This window comes from Fuerstiella sp., assembly GCA_022447225.1.
Taxonomy (GTDB): Bacteria; Planctomycetota; Planctomycetia; order Planctomycetales; family Planctomycetaceae; genus S139-18.
Genome location: JAKVAZ010000001.1, coordinates 444,530 through 463,001, shown reverse-complemented (window position 1 = coordinate 463,001; position 18,472 = coordinate 444,530). Strand labels below are relative to the sequence as shown.

The window sequence follows — 18,472 nt, the reverse complement described above, 5'->3', positions numbered from 1 at the left end:
GCCGTGCCGAAACTCGACAGAATGCCACAAGTCTTTTCTCTAAAATGACTTGTAACATACGGATCGACCTTAGCCTGTCATCATGGTGTCAGACTGACAGTGGCTGGCCCTGCACAACCTTCATTTTTACATGCCACAGTGGCAGCTCCTCCCGGCATTCCTGCTGTGCCACTGTGGCAGCGGATTGATCTGGTTAGATCAACCAGGTTGACTAAAACCATTTGGCAGGCTGCATTTAGATGCATCAACCGGCGCTTGAGTACAGGGTACTTGACACTCGATTTGGGGAGCAGTACAAGCTCGAAAAGGACGCCTGTTGGTTGTCGGTTCCCTTAATTCACGTGAGGCGGCCGTGTGATTTGATCGGATACGACGATGACAAAGAAAAAAACAACAAAACGGTCTCCTCGAGCTAAGGCACCCGCAAAGAAAGTCGCCCGCAAAAAACCGGTTGCCAAGAAGAAGAAAACAACGCAGCGGACCAGTTCGGCATCATCCCGACCGAAGAAAATCGTTCAGACTCCCGAGGAACGACTTACTGAGGTTGACCGACTACTTGTCGAACTGCTCAATGAGCGGACGACTTTATTTCTTCGAAAAGCTGGTGAGTCAGAGATTCCGACCAAGGCTGTTTTCGACCTGAGCGACGACGCTCAACTTTGGCAGCATCTGGAAAAGTCCAACAAGGGACCGCTGGAATCAACTGAATTAAAAGAGGTTTTCCGCACCTTACTGAGTGCCGGCCGACAACGCGTGCGTCGCACACGTGTTGCCTACCTGGGCCCCGCGTACAGCTTCACACATCTGGCCGCAATTAATCGCTTTGGACATTCGGCAGATTTGGTTCCTGTCAGCACAATTGCCACGGTCTTCGACGAAGTGAATCGAGGACATGTCGACTTTGGCCTGGTCCCGATTGAAAACAGTACCGACGGCAGGATTGTTGATACGCTGGACATGTTTACCCGATTGCCGCTGCGGATCTGTGGTGAAATCCAGCTTCACGTGCATCACAATCTGCTGGCTCGCTGCGATCGCAGTGAAATCAACGAAATATACAGTAAGCCACAGGCACTCTCACAGTGTCGAGACTGGCTGGCCCGAAATATGCCGCAGGCTCGGCTGATTGAAGTAACCAGCACGTCCACCGCAGCTCAGCTGGCCCGTGAAAAGCCGGGAGCTGCGGCTGTGGCCAGTCACCAGGCAGCCGTGCAGTACGAAGTGCAGATCGTCGCCGCAAATATTGAAGACAACCAGAACAACATCACACGATTCGCGGTAATTGGTGATACGATCGCCGAGGCAACCGGCCGAGACAGAACCGCGGTCCTGCTTCAGGTTTCACATAAACCAGGAGCACTGTCCGACGCCCTGACCGTTTTCAAAACGTGTCGAGTGAACCTGACCTGGATTGAATCCTTTCCACTCCGTGCTCCGGAATCCGGCTATTTGTTCTTTGTGGATTTCGAAGGGCACGTTAGCGACACAAAAATCCGCAAGGCAATTCGAGAACTGGAAAGGATGGCGGACCGACTTGAGATTCTCGGATCCTACCCGCGCAGCCAGCCTGCTGATTAGTGCGTGGTCAGCTGCATACCGACCGTGACCGGACTGCAGTAGGAAAATTTTCCCAGTCAAAACGATGCCCGAACCAGCATGCCCGGTCACGCCACCAGTAGTCGGTGAAGCCGCCCGAACGGGATTTTCTGTTGGCGGTTCCGATCCGACAGGCTTTCTGTAACGGTTGCATCGGTTCTGCTGATCACTGGCGGCACAAAACCAGCAGACTACTGCGCATTCGCAACGCCCGGAGGCAATCCGGATGACATGCTTGCAGAGTGCGGAAAGTCAATTCCCTGTGGCAGGATGTATCGCATGAATTCACCGAAACCCGGTCTGCGGGACCTCCGACCGGAGTGGACGGCGTGGGGAACACTGGTTTTCATTGGTCTGCTCGCTTTCTGGCCAAGTGTGTGGTTCGACTTTGTCAACTGGGATGATCCGGCCTATGTCTGGAACAACGACCTGATCAAAAGTTGGTCACCATCCACGCTGTACGGAGTGGCCACGGAAACAGTCACGCGGAACTACGCTCCTCTGACGATCGGCACCTTGCTTATTGATCATACTTTATGGGGTATGCAGCCCGGCGGTTACCATGCCACAAATGTACTGCTGCACCTGCTCAACGGGATTCTGGTTTACGTATTAACGCATCAGCTAACCCGAAACCGCTTCGTCGGATGGCTCACCGCAGCTCTGTTTTTGGTCCATCCGGTGCAAATCGAAACAGTTGCCTGGATATCGTCACGCAAAGGGCTGTTATCGGCGACATTCATACTCGCCGCTTTGATCGTTCGACTGAAACCAGCCACTATAGCCGGAACGGCTGACACCGATCCAATGCAGGATCTGTGGTACATCATCTGGCTGGCGGCAGCACTTCTTTCCAAGGCACTGGCGGTCATCGTTCCGCCGATTGTACTATTGTATGATGTATTAATTGCTCGCCGTAAATTCAGTGATGCCCTGGTACGGCAGATTATTCCAGGTTTGATGAGCCTGATCCTGTTGTTCAGAACCATGGCCTCACAGCAGAGTGTCCTGGGTGGACTTCGCGGACATTTTGATCTCAGCCTCCTGCAGATCATTGGCGTGGACGCCACGATACTGTGGCAATACGTCGGCATGATGATCTGGCCGACCCGTCTGTGCGTTCTGTACGACCCACCGACGTCGGGGATCGCCGGCACCATTGTTGTTTCCGGAGCGGCCTGGATTCTGGTGGCCATGGTAGCGTGGCGTTTGAGATACCGCAGTCCGACGCTGTTGTGGTGTCTGTCGTGCTTCCTGCTGCTGTTGCTGCCTGTACTTAATTTCTTCCGCATCACCACCTTGATGAACGATCGATATTTGTATCTACCCTGCATTTTGTTCTTTGCTGCCGGAGCGACCTTACTTGATCGCATTCTCCGTGGCCCCATGAAACATCATAACAGTCCGGCAGATCGCTATAAGCAAATCACTCGGTGGTCACTGAGTCTGGGACTGGTTGGGGCCGCATTGCTGGCAACGACACTGCATCTACCCGTCTGGCGAAATTCATTCACACTGTGGGATCATGCGATGACCCAAGCACCACAGTTGCCTGTCGTAAGAATGCAACTCGCACTGACGTATCACGACAGCGGACGGAATCGTCAGGCGGTTCGTACTCTGCAGCAGGCCCTGCTGGAGTGTCAGCCCGACGATCGCGACAGAAAACGGATGCGCGAAGCAGCAGAGCGGTGGCTTCAGGAACCACAACAGCGAACTGCAGAAGCACCGTTCCGACATCAGTAGCTGTACAAATCAAATGGACGTTATACTGGGCCGGCTCAACGAGCGCATAAAAAAGGCCGGTTCCCTGATAAAACCGGCCTTCACAGTCAACACAATGCCGTCGAGCGACGGCAAAGGAAAACTATGCGCTAAAATTCGCCAATGATTTCGCCATCGTTTCGTGAACCGAGCTTCCGCCAGGTACCCAGGTCAAGACCTTCGCTAAAGGTGCGAACTGAGCCATCCATCAGAAGGGCATTGACGATACCACCTGAGTGGTAACTGCGGGACGCCACGGATGCAAATGTCGACGTCGAACAGCTTTTGTCTTCCCGGCATGATGTATAGTCTCCCTCGTCGCTTACACCACCAGGCACTGTGACCTTCGAATTAGGTGGAAGCGTCGTGGTAAACCCAGTCTGGTGAACGCGTCCATCGACCCATTCAGTGTGCCCGCTGTTCGACTTGTTGCTTCCTCCCAAAGCAATTAACGCGTCAACGTCCGCAGCTGTGGCCGGAATTGTGGCCGTTCCATTGTCCCCGTCGCGGTTGTAAGGGGTATATGCTTTGACTTCTGCAAATCCAAGAGTGTTGCTCATCCCGTCAGAGAAGTCACGAGGTTGGTATGCAAAATTAACAGCGAACGACCCATCTCCGGCTGTTTGGGTTGTGTTATCCCAAACATTCCACGTACCAGCGTTATATCCGTAGTTAACGGGATAATGAATCGGCGTGCTACCGGAAAGACGAGTCTTGTCCAGGACTTCGGACGGACAGAGATAAGTCGAGATCCTCTGAGTTGCGATACCCTGATTGGCCCCATCACCGTATGCCAGCGACAGGTCTGCGGTATTGTACAAATTAGCCTGGTCAAGAAACGGCATGATGCGTGCGTGAATCGACCATTCCCCACCCGGCGTAGCGTTCTGAGCAATATCTGAGACAAATGCAGGTGGAAATGTGTTGTTAGCGTCCAGATAATTGTGAAGGGCGAGTCCAATTTGCTTCAGGTTGTTTTTGCATTGTGTTCGGCGAGCAGCCTCACGAGCCTGTTGGACCGCTGGCAGCAACAGCGATATTAGAACCGCGATGATGGCAATGACCACCAGAAGTTCGATCAAAGTAAAACCACGTCTTTTTGAGAATTGCATCAGTAAGCCTTCTGAGATCATTGCTGGCTGACCCCCCATCGAGGCTGGCTGGCGTGAAAGAAAGTTGAGAAAGACCCAGCCACCACCATTGCGACTGAGTCTCAATATCAGTATGGTACAGGGATGTAATGAATCACAAGGCTAGAACCATGTTTTTGCCGTGAATTCTTACAAAGTTAAATCATGCTCCTCAGTCCGTTGTTGCCCCAATTAAGACTAGGCAGGAAGAATGTCCGACAAGCCGAAGCCGAAAGGCACTGCGGTGCCCATCGACTCGTCTACATTGCTTCAGGGTCAAAGACAGGTGTTAATCGAACACGATGGCGAAATCTATCGCTTAGTTGTGACACGAAATAACAAACTTTTGCTGCAAAAATGAGTGCCAGCTCCCTCAACAGGAGTTGTTGCCAGTTTTGCTCCGACAGACAGCTGTTTTTTAGCGCCCAAAGCCATGACAGGATTACTGGGTGTATTAGAGCCGAATCGTGAATTTACCGGCTCTGTCTAGCCAATCCTTGTTCATGACCGGAAAATGCACATGATGATGGCCCTCGCAATCCGTCCTCCATCAGAATGACGCCTTATATGGCAACCAGCCCTGCAAATTCTTTTGCCTCTGTTCCTGATGAACGCGGGCGGTTCGGTCAATTCGGCCGCCGCTATGTTCCTGAAACACTGATGTATGCTCTGGATCAGCTCACGGACGTCTGGCAGTCCGCAAAGAATGATTCTGAATTTGATCGACAATTCAAAGATTTGCTGCGCGACTATGTGGGCCGACCTAACCCGCTTTATTTCGCGGAACGATTAACGAAAAGTTCAGGCGGAGCCCAAATATACTTCAAACGGGAAGACCTGAACCTCACCGGCGCCCACAAGATCAACAACACAATTGGTCAGATCCTGCTGACGAAACGCATGGGGAAAACACGAGTCATCGCCGAAACCGGAGCAGGTCAGCACGGTGTGGCCACGGCTACTGCCTGTGCCCGCTTTGGACTGCCCTGTGTTGTGTATATGGGTGAAGAAGACGTTCGTCGGCAAAAACTCAATGTGTTCAATATGCAGACGATGGGAGCTGAAGTTCGACCAGTAACGACAGGATCGAGGACTCTGGGAGACGCAGTCAACGAAGCCATGCGGGAATGGATGTCATCAGTTCGAGACACTCATTACATTCTGGGGAGTGTGGTTGGACCTCATCCGTTCCCGGCCATGGTCCGTGATTTTCAGTCCGTGATCGGAATCGAAACCCGGCAACAATGTCTCAAACAAACAGGGCGACTTCCGGACGAAATCATTGCCTGTGTCGGCGGCGGCTCAAACTCTGCGGGAATGTTTTATCCGTTTGTTGATGACAGGTCTGTTGTTCTGACGGGAGTCGAAGCCGGAGGCCGCGGCAAAGCCCCGGGGGAACATGCCAGCACTTTGACTTCAGGACAGCCAGGGATTCTTCACGGCAGCTTCAGTTACGTTCTTCAGAACAATGACGGCCAGACGCAGGACGTGCATTCGATCTCAGCCGGACTTGACTATCCAGGCGTTGGCCCCGAACACGCATACTGGAAAGAGTCCGGTCGAGTCAGCTACACCAGTGTATCCGATGATGAAGCACTTCGGGGGTTTCATACGATGGCCCGTACCGAAGGCATCCTGCCGGCGATTGAGTCGTCACATGCCATCGCGCATGCGCTCGACGTGGCCGCTCGACGGAGCCCGGAGGACATCGTCGTCGTTTGCCTGTCAGGACGAGGTGACAAAGACGTGAACGAAGTTGCACGATTGTCGGGACAGCAACTGTGACAACTGACAGAGAAAACCGCCAGGTCCGAATAGAAACCCTGCTGGCTCATTTGCAGCAGGACATTGAACAGATCAACACGTCACTGACACATCATCTTGAACGCCTGCAGGAGACGGATCTGCGGATCGCCCGCATAGAACGCGAACTTGAATTGATTCAGCAGCCGGCCGAACAACGAGACCCGCGTCTGGAAAGACCACCGCATTATTGAGTTGTCCTGCGGTACCACAGAACAGCCACTGCCGTTCCCCATTGACGTCAGCAGCTGGCAGACCAAACCCAGTATGGGACGTGGTTCAGCCGTTCCGTTGCCCAACCGTTCGGCTTCTCAATCACATGCCGTTTCTTCACTTTGCGTATAACGCGGGAGTAGTGGCCGGTTCACTGATATTAAACAGTCTGCCTTAAGAACAGACCGAATCATACGAGGCCAGATGTACAGGTTTGATACATCCACCGCAGCCGATTGAGACAAGGACGGAGCGAACGTTTTCTTATCGGGTCAACGCTACGGCCACTGGACATCAGCCTTGTCTGCAAACATTTTTGAAAAATCGCCAGTCCAATAAAGCAATTTCAATTGCGACTCCGCAAAAAAAACGAACCATGGGAATGGGCCCAGAACATTGGTACAAAATGTGCCAATGAATCACACCCGTCAGGCAGCATTCTGTCTGGCATTATTTCACTGTCGGAATGTGTTCCGCAGTCATTTTCCGTCGAAGGGATTCCCGACTTCGAGACTCCCCAAGATGTCGCTCGCATTTATATTCATAGGAAGGTGAGCTTACCGGTTCTCCTGAGCATCTGTCTTTGCGAGCACGATTCTACGGGGCTCCACCATGTCAATGGTGGAGCCTTTCCTTGTGCGCTGCCGAAGAGTGTGCTGTTCCCGCTCGCCAACTGCTGCACAAATCACCGTCCGCGACTGAGAGCCACAGTGCCCTAGAAGATCCATAAGAATTTCCACCTGCGACCGAACACACCATTTTTGATGTGATTCATAAAATTGCTCCGGTATTCCCCACAACGGATCAGCTTTGCCGAATGCGTTGATCACTTGTGATTCCTCTCGGAAGCGATTCAAATGCTCGTGCCACTTCAATACGTCTTTTTCTGCAAGACGTCCTGCCTTGTTGCCTGAGTCTCACTATGCCTGCTGATGAACCCACATTGCCTGATCCAACTCTCGAAACCACCCCGCAGAACCGACGTACCTTCGTACAGATTTTGACCGGCCTTTTGGGACTATTGTTGAACGTAATTCCGGCCACCCTGGGCGGAATGTTTTTTTTGGATCCGTTGTTTCGTCGTCGCAAAGAAGGTGATTTCATCCCCCTGGGGATTACAAGCGATACGATTCCGAACGATGGATCCCCCGTGGCCGTGACCGTGATTGCGGATCAGTCGGATGCGTGGAATTTGTACAAAGATGTTCCCGTCGGCAGCATCTGGGTACGCAAAAAAAACGATGGCAGTCTGGTTGCTTTCAGCTCAACCTGCCCGCATCTTGGTTGTTCTGTTGATTACCGGGCCAGCAATAATGATTTCTATTGCCCGTGCCATACCAGTGCCTTCGATCTGGATGGTGCGAAGAAAAACGTGATTCCTCCGCGGGGAATGGACGAACTCGACATCCGGACGGATGATTCAGGGCAACTGCTGGTGAACTACCAGGAATTCCTCGGTGGCACTGAACAGAAGAAACCAGTCTGAAGCACTGGCCAGCTGGTGAAACTGTGTTTGTCGACGTAATTCAGCTTGAAATATCATCAGTGAACATACAACCAAACGTGACCAGGGCTCTGATGCACGACAGCAGCGAGTGCCGAGGGAGATAATAGCTTGATGACACCTCTGATGAAGTGGCTGGATGACCGCACCGGATTTCGGTCCGTGATGCATGAAGCGCTCTATGAGCGTGTTCCTGGGGGAGCTCGCTGGAGGTATGTGTGGGGCAGTACGCTGGTCTTTGTGTTCATGCTGCAGGTGCTTACCGGTTTCATGCTGTGGATGTTCTACAGTCCCAACACGCGCGGCGCCTGGGAGAGTGTTCACTACATTCAGCATGAAGTGTTTTTGGGGAGTGTTGTCCGGGGACTGCACCACTATGCGGCTCAGGCAATGGTCGTACTGATTGGAATTCATCTGATTCAGGTGGTTATTGACGGAGCTTACCGTGCACCGCGGGAAATCAATTTCTGGCTGGGCATTATTCTGCTGAACATTGTGTTGGGTTTATCACTCACCGGTTACCTGCTTCCATGGGACCAAAAGGGATATTACGCCACAAGAGTGACCACCAACATTGTCAGTTCAGCACCCGTCATCGGCCCGGCGGCCCAGATTCTGGCGCAGGGCGGACCACAGTACGGGCATTTGACTTTGACGCGATTCTTTGCCATGCATGCGGGAATTCTACCGACACTGCTTGTGGCCTTTCTGGCGCTGCACATTTACTGTTTCCGTCGGCAGGGGCTCACGGTGGCTGATAAAAATCACGCTCCGGAAACCACGTTCTGGCCGGATCAGGTATTGAAAGATGCTGTGGCCTGCCTGGGTGTTCTAACCGTGCTTCTGTTGTTTGCAGTCTTTCGGGGAGCTGAACTTGGTGCTCCGGCAGACCCTGTCGTCAAATTTGATGCTGCTCGTCCGGAATGGTACTACTTGTTTCTGTTTCGGTTCCTGCGATTTCATGCGGTTGAAGCTCTGGGAGTTACTTTTGGTGCGATCATCGTTCCCGGTATCATCATGGGCATTCTGGCCGCAATGCCACTGACAGCAAAATTCCTGGGGGAATCCGGTCATCGACTGAACAAGGCATTTACCTGGGGCATGACAGCCGTAATTGTGGGACTGACAGCACTGGCCGTCTTTGAAGACCAGGCCGATGTCAGTCACCAGTCAGCGCTCGCCGAAGCCGAACGCGAAGCACATCGCGCACACGAACTGGCCACAGGACCTGAGGGAAGATCCAGGATATCCTCAGACGGGGCAATGGAAATGATGCGGAATGATCCGTTCACACAAGGCCCCCGATTGTTTGCGAAGCATTGCGCGTCCTGCCACCGCTGGAACGGACACAACGGTCGCGGCGTGATGGTGCTGGATCGTCGGGAACAGAAGACACCGGACGGAGATTCGTACGATCCGCAGCGATTCGAGTCGTATACAGCTGTGCCCACGGCAGCCGATCTTGGAAATTTCGGAACACGTGACTGGATGCGAAGTGTCATCCTGAACTATTCGGAACACTTCGCCTGGCTAAAGAACGCACAATGGTACAGAGATGGTGATGAGGATGGACTGGATCCCGAGAACTCAGAAATGGCTGACTGGTCGGGAGACAGCGCTGCGCTGACTGCTCAGGAAAATGCAGCCGATGTCGATGCCCTGATTGAGTTCCTTGTTGCGGAAACCGGACGGGAAGACATGAATGTCGACCCTGAAAAAGTTGCTCGGGGCAGTGCCGTCGCCATCGACGGTGACTGGAGTCTGGAATCCTGCGCAACCTGCCACGGTACGATCGGTCAGGAGTTTGCAGCTAGCGACACGGATGACACCTATGGATATCCAACTCTGGCAAAATACGGTTCCGTCGCCTGGCTGAAAGATTTCATTCGTTACCCGGACGCGGAGCGGCACTACGGTATTAAAAACCGGATGCCGGCATACAGCGTGGAAAAACTGGGAGAGATGGAACTGGATCTGTTAGTCCGCTGGATGACTCACGACTATCCGGAAACCCGTGTTGAGGACTATCCCGCTGCACTGGTCCGGCTGAGACAGGATCTCGAAGGGGAAACACCCGGTTCAGCCGCGGTTCCTGGCGAGTAAAATCGGAGAACAGGCCATTTTTCAGGGCTTCCGCAGCGTCATTTTGATCAGACCGATCGGACATACCACGGCTTCAGCCGCAGAGAATGACCGATTTCGGGTGTCACCGGCTTTTCGCTGATTTGCCATTGCCCGGAAATCTGCCCCTTGTCAGAGTGAAGAGCTGCGTCGAACGTCATATAGTACTGGGTGTCCTGAACGTCCGGCACTGACCAGCTGACGTACCGGAAATTTCACGACGTGCGGTCCAATTTCGTCCCCCAATATCCCGGCTGACCGATCTGCGGAACGCCGATTATGGCTGGAACTGATCGCGTGACTGACAATCCGAAAAAGACATCGCCCCCGGTCAAAAAGAAGAAATCCGTGACCCGGCTGGGTGACTTTGAACTGAAACGCCGTCTGGGCAAAGGCGGGATGGGGGAAGTCTATCTTGCCAGACAGGTCAGTCTGGATCGCAACGTCGCATTGAAGACGCTCACTAAGGAACTGGCCAGGCAACCGGATTTTGTTAAACGGTTTCAGCGTGAAGCCCGATCCATGGCAAAGATTGACCATGCCAACGTGGTCAAGGTTTATGCGGTTGATTCCTATAAGGGCCTTCACTTCGTGGCCATTGAATACGTCGATGGCAAGAGTGTCCAGGACTGGCTGGACAAAATGGCCCATCTGTCTGTCCCCGACGCTGTGCATATCGCCGTCGTGTGCGCGGAAGCCCTCCGTCATGCACATTCACAGAACATGGTTCATCGTGATATTAAGCCGGATAACATCCTGCTTACCAGCAGGGGTGTCGTGAAAGTTGCTGACTTTGGGCTGGCCAAGGTCATGGATGAAGACCTGTCAATGACCCAAAGTGGTCAGGGACTGGGAACACCGCTGTATATGGCTCCTGAACAGGCACGCAGCGCAAAACACGTGGATCAACGAAGTGACATTTACGCTCTGGGCGCCTCTTTGTACCACCTGCTGACAGGCCAGTTGCCTTTTGAGGGGGAGTCGACTCTTGAACTGATCGTTGCCAAAGAGAAAGGAATCTACTCGTCGGCGAAAAAACTGAAAGCGGACATCCCCGAACGACTTGACCTCATCATTGACAAAATGATGGCGAAAAATCCCAACCACCGTTACAAGACGTGTGAAGAGGTTCTGCTCGACCTGTCTGCCCTGGGGATGCACGGTGAGCCGTTGAGCTTTATTGAGGGAGCGGAACCACCGGCTGGAGGGGGACGGACTCAGTCGTCAACTGCTGCTGCCATGGGAAGCACACTGGGCAACAAGCCAACCGGACTCACGAGGCTGCCGTCCGGCGGGCAAACCGGTTCGTCTGCCCGAACGTGGTACGTGCAGTACCATACACCCAACGGCAAATCAATGATGGAAAAATTTTCATCACGTCGGGTTGTGAAAATGATCAATGCCGGAATGCTGACACCCAAAGCACGCGCCAAGGCTTCGTCAGACGGATCGTATCTTCCGCTGGCCGGGTTTCCGGAGTTCGCCGATGCCATCGAACGTCAACTGGCCCGAAAGGCGGCCACCGGTAAGAACGAAGACATGCAGAGTCTTTACAAGCAGGTAGATCGGGCAGAACGGTCACGACTTCGCTGGCGCTGGGGCCGCGACAGACTTCGTGGTCTGGTAAGCGGCGTGGGACTGCTCATCTGGCTGATCGCAGTCTCAATCCTGTTTGGTGTCGTCTATTTACTGGTATCAACGACTTGGGATAATATCGGCACCAATTTTCAGGAGTGGGTGGAATCGAAATCGGACGACGGAATTGACGGACTGGATATCGATTCTCCTGAACCGTAGCGATAGCCAATAGTAACTCAAACCGGCAAAGACCAGTAATCCGTCAACACGGCATCAGTCGGACTGCGGTTTCACAAATCGCTGCAGTACCGTTTTCTGGCGACAGTCCGACAGCGTTCGTAAAATGTGCCATCATTCGATCACGTCATCCAGTCGAGACACACTGACGATCTGATCAGTGGGAATGAGCACCTCTTGGCGATTAACACGGATGCCGTCTGTGCGTGAGTCAAGCACATACAACTCCCGTGTCGTCTGGGAATCCCGAAGATCATGGACATCCGCCTGCCTCAGTGTCAGCCAACCGGACGTCAGTGATACCAGGCGTCCCAGAAAGACGTACTGTGACTCCACATCGATCACGACGTCCTGTCCTATGAACTGTTCCACAATTCTGTTCCACGCAAGTGTTCCAGGTTTCCACCGAAATAGTCAGCAGCAGGAATGCATGAGCGTCGTAACAGGCGGTATGCTCAGTCTTTCATCTGCCCGTCTTTAATTATTGTCACCATCCGGATTATGTCTTTGCCAGTCCGAAATACCATTTGTCAAATTGCAGGATACACTCCCGGCGAACAGCCTCAGGAATCCGGCTGGGTCAAGCTGAATACCAACGAAAACCCGTATCCTCCCTCGCCTCATGTGGTCGAAGCGATTAAGCAGGCCGCCGGCAGCCGACTGAACATCTATCCTGACGCTCTGGCAACTCCATTTCGCCTTGCGGCCGCAGAACTCTTTGATCTGGATCCCGAATGGATCCTCCCGGCCAACGGAAGCGATGAAAATCTGACGGTCATCGTACGCACCGCCTGTGATTCAGGTCATTTGATTGCGTACCCGTATCCAAGTTACGTTTTGTACGAAGCACTCGCTCAGATCCAGGACTGTCGGCTGGAACGACTGTTGCTGGATGAGTCCTTCGTATGGTCGCCGGAAGATGCGGCAAAACTGCGAATGCGTTCACGCGTATTTTTTGTTCCCAATCCCAACTCGCCAACCGGTAATGTTTGGCCGCCTGACATGCTGGCACAGTTACTGCCTGACGACGGACTTCTGGTGCTGGATGAAGCTTACGCTGACTTTACGGATGCGCCGCACCGAGGCGAACTACTGCAGGACGAACGCTTTGATCGACGCCTGGTGATCACACGAACACTCAGCAAGTCGTACAGCCTCGCAGGAATTCGATTTGGGTTTTCGATCGCTCATCCTGACCTCACATCTCAGATGCAAAAGGCCAAAGACAGCTACAATTGTGACGCCGTATCGATTGCAGCAGCCACTGCCGCCATCCAGGATCAGGACTGGATGCTGTCCAACCGTGCAAAAATTCTGTCAACGCGTGGCCGTCTGGCAACCGCGTTGACGGAGCTTGGTTTTAATGTGTATCCCAGTCAGGCAAATTTCGTCTGGACACAACACGTGTCCGGTCAGCATGAGTCGATCTACCTTGGCCTCAAACAGCGGCGTGTGCTCGTACGTTACATGAGTTTTCCCGGGACGGGATCTGGTCAGAGTACAATGGACGGACTGCGAATTACGATTGGCACCGATCAGGAAATTGATCAGCTGCTGAGTGCTTTGCAGGAGTGCCTTACCAATTTGTAAGACAAACAGCTGCATTGAAACGGGGCAACTCTCAGTTTGTGACGTGGAAGCTGCTCCCCGCGGCAGCAGCCGCTGACAGTTAATCCGTGCGGGACCTGAACAGGGCATCGTTTTCAAAAGGAAACATTGGCCTCCTTCGATATCGAAATTCCAGCTGTGTCATCTCTGCCGTAGTACACCCCGGACTGTTGACGCGAATCAGGTGCCGGCAAACGGGTGCATAGGCCGCCACAGGTGCGTTTACCCCCTTGGCCACAATGATCTGGTATTGTGTCGGATTCAGACCGCAACTGGTGAGCTGCACCAGGCTGAATGGCGGTGTTCGTCTGGAATTCAACAAAACTGTGAGCTGTCCGTCAGTGCTTTGTATCACAGCAGAACGTCCCTGATTGTATCGTGTAAATCCACCGTGCCGGATCTGCCTGTCAGTAAACTCACCATCAACAATATCATGAACCGTCCAGGTACCGGTGAGCGGAACACCGTGCCGGTCGTCTGTCTTTCCTCCGATTTTCAGTTCGACTGTTCCACCAACCCCGACAGCAACCGATTCCCGGACCGCGTCGGGATCAAAGACACAAATCAAGGCACTGGCAACATCGGACCGGCGGATGGCATGAGCCAGATGAGTGCTGTCACCCGGTGACCCACCTCCCACATTATCGCCCATATCCAGAAGGCACACCGGTCCGTCCATGCCGGCGGCCTGGCGAACTGCCTGATCCATACTGAGATACCGTCCATCCAGTTCCTGACGGCTCTGCCACATTTGTTCGGCAAGCTTTTCTGACTCATCGGCGGCAAGCTGAAGGTCGCGATCAGTGACAAACAGCACAGAAGAGCCCATTTCCTCAACATCGGAATACGGGAACCCCAGCAGGATGCTGCCGGCGAGTACTCCTGCTTTGCCGTGCGACTCTTCCAGTGCTTCATATAGAGGTGTCAGATGCGGTTCGGACGTCATCTGACGCTCCATATTGATGGACAGCGGCGGGAACTGTGCACGTTGAACAGGGCACACTTCTCCGCGCAGCGTTTGAGCCATCAGTCGGGCTGCATCCACGCCTCGCTCAAATTGATCCAAATGCGGATTGGTGCGGTACGCAATCAGAGCATCGGTCGCATCAACCATTTGTTGAGACAAATTTGCATGGGCGTCGAGCGTACCGATAATCGGCATTTTTGGTCCGGCCTGTTCACGCAGTTTTGCCAGCCAGTATCCGTCTGCGTCACCCACAGACTCACAAACTGTCGCTCCGTGCGGAGCCACCAGAATTCCGTCCAGCGGGCCGACACCCGCCAGTTCGGTTTGCATCATCTCCAGCAACTGCTGAAATACTTCGGTGAGAATCGGTCCGAACGGGACAGCCCTTGCTGCCAAGATCGGAACAGGTTCGATCAACTCCTGTTGCAGCCCGGCGAAAAATCCACCCAGTTCATGACCTGTTTCGGCAAATCGATCATGAATTGCCGGACCCGTCAGCAGGGTGTCGTGTTGAAAGTGCTTAAGCGTAGTCTTTTCTGCAATAAACGTATTGGATTCATGCAGCAGACCAATGATACCGACGCGCATAGAACACCTGTGAAACGAACTGAAACAGGACAATCGTACTGGCCGGTGAATATCGTAGGAAACTCGAATCGGAAATAACATGAGTAACATTACACTGAAAATGATGCGACAGTCGCTGTACGCCGCGGTCGTTGCGGATGCCCTGGACGGACTTGGATACTGTCATCAGTCACCACGCGTAACGTTAACGCCTTATACTTCCCCAAGGGTTCTGGTGGGTCGATGCAAGACAACCTTGTGGGCAGACATGTATCACAACGATCCGAATCCATACGAACTTGAGCTAAAAGCGGTTGATGAATGCTCAGAGGACAGCGTGCTGATTTGTGCGGCCGGAGGATCCATGCATGCTGCTCTTTGGGGGGAACTCCTTTCCACCGCATCACAAAATTCCGGCTGCGTGGGTGCGATTGTGGACGGAGCAACACGTGACGTCACAAAAATCCGTGATATGAATTTTCCGGTTTTCGCTCGGGGCACCAGTGTGTACGACAGTCTGAATCGGCAGCGAGTGATTGAGACTGATGTGCCGGTAGAGATCGCCGGAGTGAAGTTCTGTTCCGGTGATCTGGTAATCGCAGACATTGACGGCGTGGTCGTGGTCCCTCAGGAAATCGAAGGGAAGGCAATTCAAATCGCGTGGGACAAAGTCCACACTGAAAACAAAATACGCGATGAGATTCGCGACGGGATGAAGGCGGTGGCTGCGTACGAAAAATACGGGGTGCTTTGATCATTAACAGAAGAATTACGACAGATTGAGAATCTCTTATGAGCAATGGGCCACGATTGTTTCAAGATCGCCATCGTGCGGTGCGGGGAATCCCAGGCGAAACAGTCAGATATGGTTATACACTGATTGAGCTGCTGGTGATCTTTGCGATCATCGGTGTGTTGATCGCGATATTGTTGCCGGCCGTACAAACAGCGAGGGAGACCGCTCGACGGATCCAGTGCGCCAACAATCTCCGCCAGTTGGGGCTGGCCATCCATTATTATCACGATTGTCACGGCTCGTTTCCGCCAGGCTGTATGGACGACGAACACAGACAGGAATCATGGGGGTGGGGAACGTTCATTCTGCCCCAAATTGAGCAAAACCAGCTGTACGAACAACTCGACGTAACGAACCGACGACTGACCGAAATATTGCAGGATCCCGGGATAAACCGCTTGGTACAAACTCCGATTGCGGTCTTTCGGTGTCCCTCTGACTCGACCCCGGATCAGCTGCCAGCCGAACTCCGTCATTTCAACGGTGATGGCAATACCGAAAAACTCGAATTGGGCACGGCGAACTATGTGGCCTGCCAAGGACTCTATGACAAAGGTGGCTCGTTCAGCAATAACGGAGTCTTCTACAACGGCAGTGTCACCGGGCTGCAAGACATCAGGGACGGAACCAGCAACACGTTCATGCTCGGCGAACGGGATATGCGCTGCGCTTCCGGTGTATGGGCAGGTTGTCGGAATCCGCCTGGCGGTTGTAACTGGGGTGTTTACCAAAACCGAGGTCGGGTCAGTGAAGAGCTTAATTCACCCGTTACGCGTGAGTCACCGAACCAATGCGACAGCTGTAGTGAAGGGTTCAGCAGCGCTCACAGCGGCGGAGCCTGGTTCGTCTTTTGCGACAGCTCGGTGCGTTTCATCAGCAATGAAATTCACTTTAGTAACGGAGGTCTAAGTCAGTCTGAGCTGACAAATGAAGTGGACTATGACCGACAACAACTGGGTGTATACCAAAAACTGGGAATACGCAACGATGGCATGCCCGTTGGAGTTGAATAACTCTCCCTCACACGAGCGACTCCCTCCCTCGATGTCCAGGGATGTCTGAAGGGCGCCCCTTCTCACGAGGGCCGTATCGAAAACCGTGACTCGCACCGGCAGCCACGCCACCGAACTACTTATTTCAGCTGGACATGGATAGTGATGAAACAATCCGACGACGGACGGTATTCAGTCGACCGTAGATCATTTATCCAGACCAGTGCGGCTGCATTGGGTTTTGGTATGGTGCCGTTCGCAGGTGCCGACACGATCACACCTCGCGTCAGGAAGCGGATTGCGGCAGTCGTTACTATCTACATCAAGAATTCACACACAGACGTGTTGATCGGCAAGATCCTGGAAGGCTGGAATCAGGCTGGTGGACCCGGACCGGATCTGGAACTGGCGTCGATGTATGTTGATCAGTTTCCCGACCGAGAGATGGCTCGAGACATCTCTCGGGAGATGTCAGTGAAACACGGCTTTCCGATCTGCGATTCGATTGAACAGGCGATCTCCCTGGGCGAGGGCCAAGTTGCCGTGGATGGAATCATCAGTGTGGGTGAGCACGGCGAATATCCGTGGAATGAAAAGGAACAGCACCTTTACCCACGGCGACGATTCTTTGAAGAGATTACGAATACACTGGAAAAGTACAATCAGATCGTTCCCGTGTTTAACGACAAACATCCAGGACCTGTGTGGAAAGACGCAAAGTGGATGTACAACCGGGCTCAACAGCTAAAGATTCCCTTCATGGCCGGATCGTCATTGCCGGTGACGTTTCGGAAGCCCGATTTCACGCTGCCGATGGGCAGTGACCTGGAAGCCTGTCTTGCAATTGGATATTCAGGACTCGATATCTATGGCTTTCACACACTGGATTATCTGCAGTGCATTATTGAACGCAGAAAGTGTGAGCATCAGGGTGTCGACTGGGTGCAGTGTCTGCCGGGATCCCGCCTGAAGGAACTTATCAGCAACAATATCATTCGTCCGGATCTGCTGAAGCTGATTCTGGAAGTCACACCAACGGCCGATCAGGACCTGCTGAAAGTCGACCCACAGGGCTTCACAATTTTTCTGATTCAGTACACAGACGGATTGCTTGCTCCTGTTCTGATGTTGCCAAGATACTCACGCGGGATAGCGGCCGTCGTCAAGGTCCGCGGTGAAAAGCCTGTCGGTGGAATCGGTGAAGAGCGAGCTATGCCCCGCTATCCGCATTTTTCATATCTGCTTAAGGGCATTGAGCAAATGGTTCACACCGGACAACCGGCCTATCCTGTCGAGCGCTCGCTGTTGACCGCAGGGTTGCTGGACCAGCTTCTGACTTCACGTGCGAACGATGGCAAAAAGCTGCTGACGCCGGAGCTTGGAATCAACTACGAAGCTGTCAACTATCCACATGCGCCACATCTGGACCTGTCGAAGTCCTTCGTCAGTGGATAAAGACTGCACCGCAATAAATTTCCGGATTCAAGCTCGAAAAAGTTCGACCTTGTTCAGGAAGTCCCGGTTTTCAATCGGCAACTCATTATTTTGCCGTTTCAAAGAGTCCGGTTGCGTTACGCGCCTGTGAGGGCCGGAGAG

16 protein-coding genes are annotated in these 18,472 nt (G+C 53.1%); 12 read left to right on the top strand and 4 right to left on the bottom strand.

Features of this window, described 5'->3' with window-relative positions:
- The first annotated feature begins 375 nt into the window (after nt 1-375).
- On the top strand, nt 376-1,578 hold the full coding sequence (pheA, locus tag MK110_01710; protein MCH2209990.1) for a prephenate dehydratase: 1,203 nt from the start codon (nt 376-378) through the stop codon (nt 1,576-1,578).
- A 297-nt stretch (nt 1,579-1,875) separates the two neighbouring features.
- Complete coding sequence (locus tag MK110_01705; GenBank protein MCH2209989.1) at nt 1,876-3,342, top strand: hypothetical protein; 1,467 nt, start codon at nt 1,876-1,878, stop codon at nt 3,340-3,342.
- A gap of 128 nt (nt 3,343-3,470) precedes the next feature.
- Here MK110_01705 and MK110_01700 read toward each other — a convergent pair whose 3' ends face one another.
- Entirely contained in the window at nt 3,471-4,472 is a 1,002-nt protein-coding gene (locus MK110_01700; protein ID MCH2209988.1) for a DUF1559 domain-containing protein, read from the bottom strand.
- Between the two features lie 229 nt (nt 4,473-4,701).
- On the opposite strand from MK110_01700, the gene MK110_01695 reads away from it, so the two are divergent.
- The 3 genes from MK110_01695 (at nt 4,702) to MK110_01685 (ending at nt 6,487) form a co-directional block, all read left to right on the top strand.
- Complete coding sequence (locus tag MK110_01695) at nt 4,702-4,851, top strand: hemin uptake protein HemP (protein MCH2209987.1); 150 nt, start codon at nt 4,702-4,704, stop codon at nt 4,849-4,851.
- 206 nt (nt 4,852-5,057) lie between these two features.
- On the top strand, nt 5,058-6,275 hold the full coding sequence (trpB, locus tag MK110_01690) for a tryptophan synthase subunit beta (GenBank protein MCH2209986.1): 1,218 nt from the start codon (nt 5,058-5,060) through the stop codon (nt 6,273-6,275).
- Nucleotides 6,272-6,487: a SlyX family protein gene (locus MK110_01685; GenBank protein MCH2209985.1), complete on the top strand. Its 216-nt coding sequence runs from the start codon at nt 6,272-6,274 to the stop codon at nt 6,485-6,487. Before trpB ends, MK110_01685 begins: the two co-directional genes overlap by 4 nt.
- 576 nt (nt 6,488-7,063) lie before the next feature.
- Here MK110_01685 and MK110_01680 read toward each other — a convergent pair.
- Nucleotides 7,064-7,336, bottom strand: a complete 273-nt coding sequence (locus tag MK110_01680) for a hypothetical protein (protein ID MCH2209984.1) — start codon at nt 7,334-7,336, stop codon at nt 7,064-7,066.
- A gap of 92 nt (nt 7,337-7,428) precedes the next feature.
- Between MK110_01680 and MK110_01675 the strand changes: the two genes are divergently transcribed.
- From MK110_01675 to MK110_01665, 3 genes are all read left to right on the top strand, one after another.
- Nucleotides 7,429-7,992: a Rieske 2Fe-2S domain-containing protein gene (locus MK110_01675; protein MCH2209983.1), complete on the top strand. Its 564-nt coding sequence runs from the start codon at nt 7,429-7,431 to the stop codon at nt 7,990-7,992.
- 132 nt (nt 7,993-8,124) lie between these two features.
- Nucleotides 8,125-10,113: a cytochrome b N-terminal domain-containing protein gene (locus MK110_01670; protein MCH2209982.1), complete on the top strand. Its 1,989-nt coding sequence runs from the start codon at nt 8,125-8,127 to the stop codon at nt 10,111-10,113.
- Between the two features lie 297 nt (nt 10,114-10,410).
- Nucleotides 10,411-11,928 (top strand): serine/threonine protein kinase, encoded by a 1,518-nt coding sequence (locus MK110_01665; GenBank protein ID MCH2209981.1) that lies wholly within the window; start codon nt 10,411-10,413, stop codon nt 11,926-11,928.
- 132 nt (nt 11,929-12,060) lie between these two features.
- Here the strand turns inward: MK110_01665 and MK110_01660 are convergent, their stop codons facing one another.
- On the bottom strand, nt 12,061-12,318 hold the full coding sequence (locus MK110_01660) for a hypothetical protein (GenBank protein MCH2209980.1): 258 nt from the start codon (nt 12,316-12,318) through the stop codon (nt 12,061-12,063).
- Between the two features lie 129 nt (nt 12,319-12,447).
- On the opposite strand from MK110_01660, the gene MK110_01655 reads away from it, so the two are divergent.
- On the top strand, nt 12,448-13,536 hold the full coding sequence (locus tag MK110_01655; GenBank protein ID MCH2209979.1) for an aminotransferase class I/II-fold pyridoxal phosphate-dependent enzyme: 1,089 nt from the start codon (nt 12,448-12,450) through the stop codon (nt 13,534-13,536).
- Between the two features lie 79 nt (nt 13,537-13,615).
- Here the strand turns inward: MK110_01655 and MK110_01650 are convergent, their stop codons facing one another.
- Entirely contained in the window at nt 13,616-15,109 is a 1,494-nt protein-coding gene (locus MK110_01650) for a M81 family metallopeptidase (GenBank protein MCH2209978.1), read from the bottom strand.
- 79 nt (nt 15,110-15,188) lie between these two features.
- Here MK110_01650 and MK110_01645 point away from each other — a divergent pair, with 79 nt between their 5' ends.
- The 3 genes from MK110_01645 (at nt 15,189) to MK110_01635 (ending at nt 18,331) form a co-directional block, all read left to right on the top strand.
- Nucleotides 15,189-15,842 carry an RraA family protein gene (locus tag MK110_01645; protein MCH2209977.1) on the top strand — a complete coding sequence of 218 codons (654 nt, stop codon included), beginning with the start codon at nt 15,189-15,191 and terminating at the stop codon, nt 15,840-15,842.
- Between the two features lie 38 nt (nt 15,843-15,880).
- The gene (locus tag MK110_01640; protein MCH2209976.1) at nt 15,881-16,897 is read left to right on the top strand and encodes a DUF1559 domain-containing protein; all 1,017 of its coding nucleotides are present in this window, start codon (nt 15,881-15,883) and stop codon (nt 16,895-16,897) included.
- A 144-nt stretch (nt 16,898-17,041) separates the two neighbouring features.
- Nucleotides 17,042-18,331 (top strand): hypothetical protein, encoded by a 1,290-nt coding sequence (locus tag MK110_01635; GenBank protein ID MCH2209975.1) that lies wholly within the window; start codon nt 17,042-17,044, stop codon nt 18,329-18,331.
- Nucleotides 18,332-18,472: the final 141 nt, after the last annotated feature.